Raw genomic sequence first — 12,782 nt, 5'->3', positions numbered from 1 at the left:
GTTCCCTTCGGTCTGCTATCCTGTTTCCTTTGTTCCGCTATCCTGTTTCCTTTGGTCCGCCTTCCTGTTCCCTTCGTTTCGCTTGCTTGTTCCTTTTGGTCCGTTTCCCTGTTCCCTTTGTTCCGTTTCTTCGTTTCTTTCGGTCCGTTTTCCTGTTCCCTTTGTTCCGCTTCTTCGTTTCTTTTGGTCCGCTACTCCCTTTCTTTCGTACCCCGCTCTTGTTCTTTTCGGCCCGCTTCCCCGTTTCCTTTGTTCCGCTCTTTCGTTTTCTTCGTTCCGCCTGCTCGTTTCCTTTTGGCTGCTCCTCCGTTTCCTCCGTTCCGTTTCTTGTTTCCTTTGGTCTGGTTCTACGAGGCACTACCTCGTAGTCAGCTCCTTTCTCTCCTTGTCCTCTCTCCCCTTTTGTCAGGTATTTTCGTCCCTCTCAAATCCGATACACGCCTTTCAGTGTTGAAGACCATGCCCTTCAACGTTCGAGACAACGCCCTTCTTGCCCCAAGACAACGCCCTTCAACGTTCAAGAACACGCCTTTCTCCTCCCGTCTCCGTATGTGTCTGGTTTCGTGTTAGTTGCAAGTTCCGTTTCGTTTCATCCCCTCCTCCCAGCGTAGGGACTTTCGTGTGTGTTCTTGTTAAGTTTTTTCATAAGCCTAAGCGGCTCATTGGTTCTTTTCTCTCACGTTGTTTAGAACGCATGAAGCTCGTAGGGAATTTTCTCTCTCACAGATTTTCACAGATGAACAGAGGCCTTTCTGCTAACAGGGGGAACTCACAAACGTCTGCTGGCAGGCGACAGATATCACAGAATTTACACCCATCAGAAGCCTCACCCCCAGCCCCTCTCCGAATGGAGAGGGGAGTGAACACCGAGGCTACCCCTCCTTCGCTGCTTGTGTAGTGATGCGAATGTACTATTAGCTTGCCCCCCTCTATATGTAATCTTTAACACCCAACATTCATCACCCAACACCCAACAAAAGCTGTAACGTTCTGTGTTATCGGTTGACTTAATGTCTCTGTGCGCCTTTGGGCCTTCTGTTCATCTGTGTAGTTCTGTGAGAGAAAGAACGCCCTCTGTTACTTTCCTCCGTTCCTCTGTTACCTTGTCTTAAACATATCCTGTCCTGTTCCACCCCTCTGTTACTCATCAAACTTGTTTCTCTGTTACTTTGTCTCCCATCTCAAGCAACTTGTTCACCTGTCTACTCGTCCACCTGTCAACTTGCCTCGTTACCCTGTCTTAACCATACCCTGTCCCCCCATACCCTGTCCCCTGTCCTCTTCACATTTCCTCCTATCCTCTCACAATAATCCCACTACTCTATCCGTTAGTATCTCTGGGGGCCTCATGTCCCCCACAGATAGAAATGTTAAAACCTCAATTTTCAAACCTCTAACTCCCATGTTCGACGTTTTGTCACTTGCGTTCTGTGCTCCATGCCCAAAGTTAAAAGTCCTGAGAACAACCCTTGTAATCCTCTCGTTCGTAAGTCTTAGCCATCCCGCTGAGGCCTCTGTTGCCTTGGCTGATAGCCTACGGCACATGCCCTCCATCGCAGTAGACGACAGCCTGGGTGTGACGACAGACACATGTGCGGTGGCAGACACGGTGACCACGGTCAGACAGGCGTGTGAGAAGGCAAGATACAAGAATGACACACGCCTCGACAGGGTCGTCTACACCTGTGCACCCCTTATCCTCAACGGACTAATCATGCGTAGCGAGAGCAAACGTTTTCGTGGTCTGCGGAACGACTATATACCACACTTCGACAGGCGATTAGACAATTACACGCAGTATCTCCCAGCTGCCGTCATGTTAGGACTCAAGTTAGGAGGAGTGAAGGGAAGGAGCAGTTGGGGGCGCATGCTCGCCTCTCATGCCATGTCGGTAGCGTTGATGGCAGGAATTGTCAACGCCTTGAAATACTCGGCACAGGTAGAGCGACCCGACGGAACCGACCTCCGTTCGTTCCCCTCTGGTCATACCGCCACCGCCTTCATGACCGCCACCATGCTCAATAAGGAGTATGGCTATCGGAGTCCATGGATAGGTATTGGAGCCTACAGCGTAGCCGCTGCGACCGGTCTTATGCGTATGGCGAATAACAAACACTGGTTGAGTGATGTGATGACAGGGGCTGGCGTGGGCATCGTAGCCACTGAGATGGGTTATTACCTTACTGATCTTATCTTTAAGCAACGTGGGTTGAACAAGCCAACAACGGAGGAGACGTTTGAAGAGAAGTATCATCCCTCGTTCATCGGACTGAATTTTCTTATCAATGAACCGCTGGGGAAGTATCCTGACGGGAAGGGATCGCATGTCAAAGTGTCACGTGGTTGTACGTCAGCAGTGGAGGGTGCGTATTTCTTCAACCCCTATGTCGGTGTTGGTGGACGGTTCTCTGTGACCCGCACATCGGTTATCGTCGATGGTGTCAAGGCTGAGGATAATGTCTTCGATACGTGGAAGGTAGGCGGTGGTGCCTATTTCTCTTATCCCCTAACGTCCCGCTGGCTCCTTGGAAGTAAACTCTTAGCCTCGTCAGTGTTCTATCCTAATATACAGTTGACGGACGAGTTGATCGATTCGCGCCATGGCATGGGTCTCGGAACAGGTCTGTCACTGATGTTCAGAGCACGCCAGCATTACAGTGTTCGCTTCTTGGTAGATTATAACCTCCTGCCTTATCGTGCCTTAGGAAAGCATACTTGCTTCCATTCCTTAGAGTTAGGCTCCTCGTTTGTCGTGAGCTTTTAGGGGACAGCTGATAGTGGGCGCAGGACGTCGCCAGTGGTTCCTGCCCTCGTTCCAGCCTGCCCCTGTCTCCGTTCCCAGCCTGTCTTCCCTCCGTCTCCAACGGTCCCCTGTCCGTCCCCTGCGGTCCCTGTTCTACGAGGCAGTGCCTCGTAGGCCTCGACCTCAGCCGCCCCTGTCTTCCTTCCCAGTTTTCCCTCCTCTCCTCCCCCTGCCCTTCTAATTCCCTCTCCCACCCGAAAATAATTGTTATTAAATTTGTTTTAATTATATTAGTTTTATATCTTTGTCCCGAGTAAATAATCAGAAACATAAAAACCTAAGGTGATTAATGATTTCGACGGTGGTCAGTGAGATAGAAGACGGATAGTTATATTCGTGTCGCTAAGCCTTTACGTGCCTGTCGTAATACTACTTGAGAAAGAAAACAGACAATTTTTACCAATATTAATGCTATACACAATGATCAGAAAACTGTATCTTGCAATAAGCTTAGCGCTATGCTTGGCTGTTGCACCCCAGGCCCTCTATGCACAGAAGGGCAAGGCAAAGACTGCGGTATGTAAGCTGAATGAGACCCAAAAGGAGAAACAGCTGTTTGCTTATGGTTTCTACAAAACCTATATGAACAGCCTTCTCTATACTCAACTCGGCGATCTTAGTAGTGTCATTGCAGAGAAGTTTGTTAGTCCATCGGTCATGAAGAAGAGTGTTGATATGGACGGTGATGTCCTTATCGATGCGCAGGCCTGTGATGAAGAGAATATACGAACACTGAAGGTTGTACCGCTGAATAATGATTGGCTCTGCGTCTCTTATCTGTGGATAACACCTTATAAGGATGTCGGAACAAAGCGCAAGGTGGTATATATTAAGGTGAAGGAACAGGGCAACTCGTTCGTCATCGAAGATGCTACTACGAAGAAGCCTGACTTGAGAAAGTAGTCTTCTGTCATTGAGAATAATTAAGACAGTTGCCTTATTAACTTAATACATTATGGTTATGAAGAAAGATCTCAGAACAAGACTTGTGTCATTCTTCGGCTCAAGAGGGATGAAAGCTGTCTGTATTATCCTTTTACAACTCCTTTGTGTGCCAACTGTTTGGGCACAGGTGACAGAAGAAGACCTTGATACTACTGAACTTTTTAAATGGAACCCACCAACGATAGAGGGCAAGTGCGAACAGCAGAACATCAGACTTAACATCAAACAACCTTACAAACTGATAAGGAGTAGGGGCTACATACCCTGCCAACTGCCCTGTGACACTAAGGAGTGTATATTTAGACATATTATTGCTCAATCTGATGCCAGTATCGTTCATCAAGATAAAGACTGTGAGCTCTATTTGAAGACATCGATTAGGAGTGGGAATAGTAGGGATGACCTCACACCACTCCCTACGGGTGGAAAGATAAATATGAACATCTACGGCTATATTAAGTCCGACCTGAAATGGCAGGTGGATAAGATGTGTAAAGTTGCAGAACCGTGTGAGGTTGACGAAATAAAGATGCTTCTCACTGACTATCCAGCCTCTCTTGCTAAGCAGTACTTTAATGCTGACTATATGCTGATGTATCCTATTGACACAAAACAACAGGAGTGTAGGGATAAGTTCACCCGTGCTCGTTGTGTTGTGATAGGTAAGGATTATAGATATGTCTTTATGTATTTCTTCTTAACGGACGATAATGCAAAAGACCTTAACAAGTATCTTGCTCAGCTGAAGGGGATGATCTGGTTCAATTAGTGGGCGCTCCTCGGGTAATACTGATGGGGCTGAATTACGCTCACTGTGCTCTTGTTGATGGGATAAAAGAATGATAACCGCAGCTGACGATGCTGACCTGAACGCACAGGGAGGCCTGTCGGCGCATAAACTGATACACAAGGAAGGATATAGAAAAATAATGTTATAGAAAAAGAGAAGGAGGGTTGTTGATAATCACTGCTCTCTCCACTGTTCCCTTCGTTCTTTGACGGATGGGACGGAGAGGGCAGAGGTGGGTCTTCCTCTCCACCCTAAGCTGGATGGAGGGGAGTCTTCAAGAGAAAAGCAGAGCGACATCTCATTGGAACAAGTTGTTTTTTAATTATTAAATTCTAATCTAAGTTTGAATATGAAGAGAATTAAGAACATTTGTTATGCTTTTCTTTTAGCATTCTTGTTTTGCCTTCCTATATGGGGACAAAATGATGTGAAGATTACAAGGGTGGGGAAACTCATTCAAGAGTCCCTCCCTTCAACTTGGGAGCGCGACACCTTCATGACCTACTACATTGCTGCAGATGCGGATAGTACAGAACGTTTTATCAAGGAAGGAAACTGGAAGCCTGCCTATGAGAAACGATATACACCTTACAATAATGTGTCACTACCTTTAATCGACGAATGCTTTGCTGAGTCCATAAGTGCGGTTCTTACAGAAGAACAAAAGAAACTCTTAAACCTCATTGGAAAGAAAAGTAATATTATGTGGTCTAAGTTCTATGTCTTTATAAATAGCAAGAAGAGGTTTGTAAAGATAAAAATGATGAGCAGCACAGCGAAGTACTTAACCCATGAGCAGATTTATGAGATTCTGAGACTATACTCTAAATGTAAGCTGCCAGTGCACCCTGTAGTAGGAGCCTTTAAAGAGAAAGAATACTATATAACGGGTGCTTCGGTCTTCAAGATAAAGTAATGCTACGGACAGAAGGCCTATCAGCATCATAAAAGAATGATAACTGCCGTTGACAATGGTCCTCCCTGAACGCACAGGGAGGCCTGTCGGCGCATAAACTGATACACAAGGAAGGATATAGACAAGCACATGGCGGACTCGGTAATCACTCTCTTCTCCATTTGAAGAGGGGCCGGGGGTGAGGTCTGCTAAGCTACTCGTTTATACATAAATAGCATAACATGAATATTAGAAATATTACATTGAAAGACAAGCTCTTAGTGATATTAATCCTTATTAGCACTGCAATACCATGTATAGCACAGTCGGGAAAGCAAAACTACACAAGGGCGTATGACTTAGACTTTAAGATGTTACCAGACTCTTTGCGCCCCTATCGCTGGATAGAGAACGGTGCCTATGCGCTCTACACTATACCTTGGGGTGTTAAAGGACCAATGCGAACGTTGTACGCAAGGCGGTACATAAAGGAAATTCCAATTGTAGACAGATTAAGAACGGAGTTCTCTCATAGAATCCTCTTGCCCCACGACAATCTTAAAGAGGGTGTGGTAGGCCTTGAATGTAAGGGGAGTGGACTAAAGCGTGTGGTCCTAACGCTGCAAGCGATTGATGAAGAAGAGAAGGTGGTGGCAACAGGATCATTCATCTGTAAGCCTGACTCTGTGCTCAAAACGTATTCGACACATATAAACCTGACTAATGCGTCTTCATTGAATATAGGTATCAACGTCTTAGGCGAGGAGAGGAAAGATGCGTATATCGCCTTCTCAAAACTGGAGGTGACACTTGATAATAAGCCTATCGACGATTATCCCGTTAGGACACTTGCTCCTTTGAGGGTGGAGGGTGGTCTTAACCTTATTCGTGAAGATAGTAATCATTGTTTCGACCTGGCACAGATAGACGGACTCAGAGACAAGCGAATAATTGGTTTAGGAGAGTCTTTACATGGTAACTCTGACGTTAAAAGCTTTGTTACCAGACTGATTGAAGCGTCTGTCAAACGGCATGATTGTAGATTGGTCTTGATGGAGTTCCCCTTAGGAAAATCACTCTTCTTTAATCGTTATATACAAGATGACAGCTTCACAATGGACTCCTCCTTGATACCTCACCCAACAGTAAGTGCACTCTTAAACGTACTTAGGACTTATAATCGGGGTAGGGCAGACAGTGATAAGGTGCGGTTGTTTGGTATTGACTATACACATCAAAAGACGATAAGTATGTCGTCTACCCTCCATCTGTTTGATTTCATCGCTGCACTTAATAAGGAACAACACATCCCAGAGGCTGACAGACTTGCTGTAATGATAATGAAAGACAAACTGGCTGACGCTGTCAATTATCTTGATAAGCACCGTGCGGAAATAGCTAAGCTACTTTCAGATGACGAAATGGCCTGTTTTGACTTTATCTTAAAGCTGAATGTACAGCATCAGCAGACTCCTTCTTTTGAAAGGTATGCCCAGCGTGACTCTACGATGGCTCTCTGTGCGAAGTTCTTAATAGATAGGTGTGCCAAAGATAAGCGTGAGAAGGTGTTTATCTATTCCCATGCCACACATGTAAACCCCGTGTCGACCTATCCTGCCGTACCTTGCTTGCCTATGGGAAGTTATCTGCGAGAGGCGTATGGTGACGACTATTGTCCCTTACTCCTCGTCACAGAAGGTGGCGATGCGATTGCGACAGATATAACATTCGGCATGAAGGACGCTGCAATAAACAAAGCACCAGCTAATAGTTTAGAGTATTGTCTTAATGCTTCGACCGACGCTTCTGTCTATCTCCCTATGACTCCTGCTTTCAACCGACTGATACCAACACGCTTTAAGGGTGCCTATCATGTCTTACAAGAGTTCTTCCCAATCAATGTGTATCAACGGTTTCGTGGCGTCTTCTTCGTGAAGCACGATGAAAAGAACAATGTCCATATTCATCAAACGAGCTTGGAAGATGGTAGTAAACTGGCAATAACGAACATGAAACAGCGTAAACAGCTCCTTAAAGAGATGGAGGACAGATTAAAAAACGTGGATAATAAGTAACTTGTCGTAGATAGCTTAATAAAAAGCCCTCCCCCCTGTTTGTATGGAGAAAGTAAAGTCTTTTTCTTTGTCAATGGTAACTATAATCCAAACATCAAACAGCTATGAATAATAAACAACTCCTGTTATCTATGATTTGGAATTATCTTTTATCTCTATCTTTAGTTTTCTTTGCCGTATCTTACTATTCACAGCATCATGAAGATATAACGAGAAAGTCCCAACTTGTACTAAAAGCTGTCAAGTAGCACAATGAGTCAGCGGTTATCTAAGTGCGCAATTCGAAGTCCTCAACAGCCTTTAATGCGCTATCGCCCTACAGGACGTGTTTGAAAGAGAAGGTGTTTTATGCCCGTTGGGTTTATTAACTAAACAGTATCGATTATTGTAAGGTGATCATTCTACCAACGTCTATCTTCTTTCCTTTACTTAGTAAATTCTCACGGAATACCATAAAGCGTTTATAATAATTCCGTGAGAATTCCGTGAGAAGCCTTTGTTAATTCCGTGAGTATTTCTTGTAATCTGGTGATTTACAATGATATGTAATCTTTTCTACTGTATTCTTTTTCCGTGAACATTGTTACAAAGTTCCGTGGGAAATACGTGGAGAATGAGAGGTAGAACTGTTTAGCTGTATTCTCTTCTGTCCCCTATCAATGATACAGGTTGTTTGTTACCACCCTTAGCAGCAAGGGTAAGGCTGCTACTCACCAACATGGCCGGTGCGTTTGAGGACACCCCATGTCTGCAGCTCACCCTTGATTGCTTTAAGATAACTCTTGAAGAGGACGTAATACATAATCCAACGATAGAAGAAACGTTGCGGGATAACCCACAGGAGTACCCATAATCGCTCGCCTTCAAAGATGTAAGCCATGATAGACACACTTGCGTCAATGAGAAGGAAGATGAGATAATAGAAGAATATCTGCAAGGCATTGCCAGAGAAGAGACCAATGAGCATCAGTACATCTGCCAATGGTGAGAAGGTTGGGATGATATACTGGAAGATAAGCATATTAGGCATAGCCCATAGTCCGAAGCCCTTCTTCGATGGAGAGAAGAGTGAGGAGCGATGTTTCCAAAAGGCTTGCATCACTCCAAAGCACCAACGGATACGTTGCTTCACAAACTGGCGGAGCGTCTCTGGGGCTTCGGTCATTGCCACAGCATAGTTCTCGTTCTCAATGATGTAACCATGTTCGTTGATACTCATCGTCAGGTCGCAGTCTTCTGCTAAGGTGTCAGTGGTAAATCCTCCCACCTCTTCAATCACCTCTTTACGGAATGCTCCGATAGCACCAGGTACAACGGTAATGGCATTGATGTTAGAGTAAGCCATGCGATCAAAGTTCTGACTGCTGGTGTATTCAATAGCTTGCCAGTAGGTGAGCATATTCCTTTGGTTACCCACCTTCACGTTTCCTGCCACTGCACCAATGCGTTTATCCTTGTCAGCAATGAAGTGCTTCATCAGTCTACTTACTGCATCCTGCTTCAACTGGGTGTCGGCATCAATACAAACCACATACTCTGAGCGACAAGCAGCGATACCATAGTTCAGTGCCGAAGCCTTACCACCATTCTTCTTAGCGAGTACAGTAACCTTATCATCGGTATCGAAAGCCTCACGCACACGTTCGAGGGTATGGTCTTTACTACCATCATCGACGAAGTAGATATGTAGGTTCGGATAGTCTTGTTGCTTGAGCGTAGTGATGGTGCGCACAATATTCACCTCTTCATTATAACCCGGTACGATGATAGAGACAGCTGGTGCCGTAGCAGCATCAATCGGTGCATAGTTGCGTCGGTTCTCTGCTCGCTTCTCTCTGAACGTCAACACGTACATGAATACGAGGCGCATCATACCCAAGACAAGGAAGACAAGGAAGAGAGCCGTGAGGAAGTCGGATACATGATAAATCATCTCTGCCAGCCAAAGGTTGGTTTGCATGGCATAGTAAGCCTTTCCCTTGTTGATAGCAGGCATAAGAGTTTGCTTGTTCATCCCTAAGTATTGTTCGAGAGAGATGAACTGATAACCTTCATGTTGTAGGGTCTCAATGATACGAGGGAGGGCTTCAATCGTAGGTTTACGTGTGTCACCACCCGCATCATGGAGCAAGATGATATGTCCGTCTTCATGGTGCACACCATCAATGACACGTTGGTAAATCTGGTCAGCCGTTACGCCCTGTTGCCAGTCATTAGGGTCGATAGACTCACCCACAAAGAGGTAGTTGCGTCGACTTGCCACTATCATTGGCCATATCTCTTCATGGTCTGTCGGGTCGGCATCGGCATTGTAAGGAGCACGGAACAGGATTGTACTATGTCCTGTGACGCTCTCTATCAACATTCTTGTCAACTTCAACTCAGCATAAGAGCGGTTGTCGGAGTTCTCAATCATGTTATGGTGGGTGAAGGTATGGTTGCCGATAGTGTGCCCAGCATCATATACTTGCTTCACCAAAGGCAGGTTCTTCTCCATCTGCAGTCCCACCATGAAGAACGCAGCAGGGACATTATATTTCTTCAGCGTACTCAACACGGTAGGTGTCCAGCGGCTGTCTGGTCCGTCGTCGAAGGTGATAACGAGTTGTTTATCCTTACATTTACCAAGTCGTTGGATGGTATATGTTGACGGAAGGGAGTGATAATACTCCTCAGAGATAAGGCGGTTATCCTTATCTATTGTCACTGATATATTTCCAGGGTGCGGCTCCGTTGTTACTTCCAGCACCTCTCCAGATCCAACGAAATTAACATCATCGGTGCCGTTAAGCTGCATCAGCTTCTTAACAGACATCCTTGCCACATTCTCCCACGACATATCCTTACCGTAGAAGCGCCATATACGTTTGTCTTCAGTGCCCAAACGCCACAGACCATAGCCTGCGAGATGATATTCAGCACCAAAGCGCATGATATTAAAGGTAGTCGCTGCATCAGTAAAGAACACCTGATGAATCTTTCCATCATCAGTGTTTTGATACGAGAAGTTAACGTTGTAGGTGTCATCATCGAACTTTACCTTTGCATCTGCGTCCAGTGCGGTAGCCATTGTCTGGTCGAATGACACCGTCGAAGCCGTCTCCCCATTAGGCCAGTCATATCCGTAAGTTGCCATACCGAGTACTATCTTGTCGTTCGGAACGTTCTTAGCCGCCCAGTCGGTAGCTTTCTCCACCCAACGTTGCGAACTGACAGCTCCTGGCTGACTCCCCATATTATGTTCATCGTAGGCCATGAGGAAGAGATAGTCATTATACTTAGCCAGTTCCTGCATGTTATAATCCTCGTTGAAAGGTGCAACAGCCTGTGTTACATAGAGTCCATTTGCATGGAAAACACGTGCGAATTCTTTGACTAACTCAACGAGGAGGTCGTTGTCTTGTATGTCGAGTTCCTCTAAGTCAAGGTTGATACCTGCAAAACCATAATGTTTACATTTCTTGACCAACTCATTGATGAGTGCTGTACGCTTCTTCCTATCACGCATGATACGACCGATACCTTCTGGATGGAAGTCGGAGTTGTAGTTATTCGTGAGCATTGGAAGGATAGGAATACCAGCCTTACGCATCAAGCGCAGCGCCTGCTTGTCAAGCCTATATTCCACCTTGTCGGTCTTAGGATTGATAAAGAACCACTCTGGCAACACCATATTCAGGTGTCGTATATTGTTCTTCAGAGAGATATAAGCATGCTTATCCCAGTTAACATACCATGCCGAGCGCACACCAATCCGTGGGTCGTCCCACTCCCGAAAGTATTTCTGCGTCAGACTGTCCGCCTTCCCCACAAATCGTTGCTTCTTGATGGTAGCTTTCGCATAGTTATTATGCATCTTCTTCTCCTTGAAGAAGTCACGAAACGACTTATAGAGTGTTGCCGTCTTGTTGTCCTTGGTATAAGGAGATGAGGCTGACACCGCATTTCGATAGTCGTGATGGAAAGGCATCTGCGGGCTACCCTCCAAGGCAAACATTGCTAAGAAAACGATTCCAAAGAGTGAGAGAATCGTAAGGACTACACGTAGGGTCCACTTAAAATAACTCCAACGCTGACGGGAGTCTGTCTGAAATACTTGTTTGCTCATTGTCTTGTCTGTTATCTGAAAGCAATTCTTACTGTCTATAAGAGAATGTCTTATAAACGTCCTTTGTATCTTTTACCATGCAAAAGTACAATAATTCTTATAAAAAGAAACATTTTGGGGGATAATTATTGGGTGATGGGTGTTGGGTGTTGGGTGGTGGCTGTTGGGTGTTGGGTGGTGAGTGTTGGGTGGTGATGAATTGTTGTGATGGGCGATGAAGGGTGGGGGAAGATTTTACCCTTTGACTCTTTTGAATTATGAAGGGGTAATGAAGCCTAAGAAAAGGAGGAATTATTACAGCTTATATACGAGTTTTTTTTATAATTAAGTTGCTGTCACTTTTAACATTTCGTGTAACTCTACTGGGAGTGAATGGGTTAGACAAGATTATAGGATGACAGATATGACAGGAAAGTCGGTTTTGGTTTTTCGCATGTTGAGGGTTGCTTGTTCTGCTTCAAGGGGTTTTGTTGCTGCGAGGTGGTCTTTTTCTCTTTTGCTTCCTAATATTTTCAGCCTTTCCCTGTCTGCTTTGTTTGTGGACTGTCAACGGTCGATTTGTTCCACCTTATATATTATAAGGAAATGAGGGGATATAATATAAGAAAACAAGAAAAAGTCTACTATAATTGCACATCGCCTTTGATGTAAATCAAGAATTAACTGATAGATTGTTATTTTTTGCTGTTTAATTTTGATGATATGCGTATTATTCCTACCTTTGCATTGTAATTCAAGAGCGATATAGCTGATTACAAGGTTTAGTCTTTTACAGGTATTGAAGATTGCTCAGGATTATTCATGTTAGAAAGAAGATTTGTTTAGGTTAGTAATAGATTTAGGTTTTTAGTTATATTTTAGGTAAAGATTGAGAAAAATCAGCGTCGGGAGACGATGGTAATTCGGAGATAACGGTGGAGCTTACGCTCTTCCGTTTTTTTTGTGACTAAGTTAACGAGGGACAGGGTAACGTGGCAAGTTGACAAGTTGACAAGTTGACGGGTTAACAAGTTGCGTGTGTTAGAAGACAGGGTAACGTGGCAAGTTGGTTACTCATTAAACAAAAATATGGCTGAGACAGTCAACTATCTATCCTATTTTCATCCTCTTTCATTGAAAATCTTTTCGTTTTAAGACTTCGAAAATCTGTAGACAAGGGTTTGAAA

General features: G+C 44.8%; 7 protein-coding genes. 5 read left to right on the top strand and 2 right to left on the bottom strand.

The features are described from left to right. Positions 1–37 precede the first annotated feature (37 nt). Positions 38–358, bottom strand: a complete 321-nt coding sequence (locus CHB62_RS02545; RefSeq protein WP_089365578.1) for a hypothetical protein — start codon at positions 356–358, stop codon at positions 38–40. 1,044 nt (positions 359–1,402) lie between these two features. Between CHB62_RS02545 and CHB62_RS02540 the strand changes: the two genes are divergently transcribed. The 5 genes from CHB62_RS02540 to CHB62_RS02515 all read left to right on the top strand — a co-directional run bounded on the left by CHB62_RS02540 (position 1,403) and on the right by CHB62_RS02515 (position 7,508). Continuing rightward, positions 1,403–2,764 (top strand): phosphatase PAP2 family protein, encoded by a 1,362-nt coding sequence (locus CHB62_RS02540; RefSeq protein WP_089365577.1) that lies wholly within the window; start codon positions 1,403–1,405, stop codon positions 2,762–2,764. Between the two features lie 459 nt (positions 2,765–3,223). Beyond that, positions 3,224–3,706 carry a hypothetical protein gene (locus CHB62_RS02530; RefSeq protein WP_089365575.1) on the top strand — a complete coding sequence of 161 codons (483 nt, stop codon included), beginning with the start codon at positions 3,224–3,226 and terminating at the stop codon, positions 3,704–3,706. Positions 3,707–3,764: 58 nt separating this feature from the next. Then, on the top strand, positions 3,765–4,517 hold the full coding sequence (locus CHB62_RS02525; RefSeq protein WP_141240397.1) for a hypothetical protein: 753 nt from the start codon (positions 3,765–3,767) through the stop codon (positions 4,515–4,517). A 370-nt stretch (positions 4,518–4,887) separates the two neighbouring features. After that, complete coding sequence (locus CHB62_RS02520) at positions 4,888–5,454, top strand: hypothetical protein (RefSeq protein ID WP_089365573.1); 567 nt, start codon at positions 4,888–4,890, stop codon at positions 5,452–5,454. 221 nt (positions 5,455–5,675) lie between these two features. Beyond that, positions 5,676–7,508: an erythromycin esterase family protein gene (locus CHB62_RS02515; protein WP_089365572.1), complete on the top strand. Its 1,833-nt coding sequence runs from the start codon at positions 5,676–5,678 to the stop codon at positions 7,506–7,508. A gap of 706 nt (positions 7,509–8,214) precedes the next feature. Here CHB62_RS02515 and CHB62_RS02510 read toward each other — a convergent pair. Then, positions 8,215–11,616 (bottom strand): trifunctional glycoside hydrolase family 18/polysaccharide deacetylase/glycosyltransferase family 2 protein, encoded by a 3,402-nt coding sequence (locus CHB62_RS02510; protein WP_089365571.1) that lies wholly within the window; start codon positions 11,614–11,616, stop codon positions 8,215–8,217. Positions 11,617–12,782: the final 1,166 nt, after the last annotated feature.

The organism is Prevotella jejuni, from assembly GCF_900187995.1.
GTDB classification, from domain to species: Bacteria; Bacteroidota; Bacteroidia; order Bacteroidales; family Bacteroidaceae; genus Prevotella; species Prevotella jejuni.
The sequence above is the reverse complement of the archived record's forward strand: the minus strand, read 5'-3'. Positions and strand labels throughout refer to the sequence as shown.

Coding starts and splice junctions, on each gene's coding strand:
- CHB62_RS02540 (WP_089365577.1), top strand. CDS start 1,403: ATGTTCGACGTTTTGTCACTTGCGTTCTGTGCTCCATGCCCAAAGTTA.
- CHB62_RS02530 (WP_089365575.1), top strand. CDS start 3,224: ATGATCAGAAAACTGTATCTTGCAATAAGCTTAGCGCTATGCTTGGCT.
- CHB62_RS02525 (WP_141240397.1), top strand. CDS start 3,765: ATGAAGAAAGATCTCAGAACAAGACTTGTGTCATTCTTCGGCTCAAGA.
- CHB62_RS02520 (WP_089365573.1), top strand. CDS start 4,888: ATGAAGAGAATTAAGAACATTTGTTATGCTTTTCTTTTAGCATTCTTG.
- CHB62_RS02515 (WP_089365572.1), top strand. CDS start 5,676: ATGAATATTAGAAATATTACATTGAAAGACAAGCTCTTAGTGATATTA.
- CHB62_RS02510 (WP_089365571.1), bottom strand. CDS start 11,616: ATGAGCAAACAAGTATTTCAGACAGACTCCCGTCAGCGTTGGAGTTAT.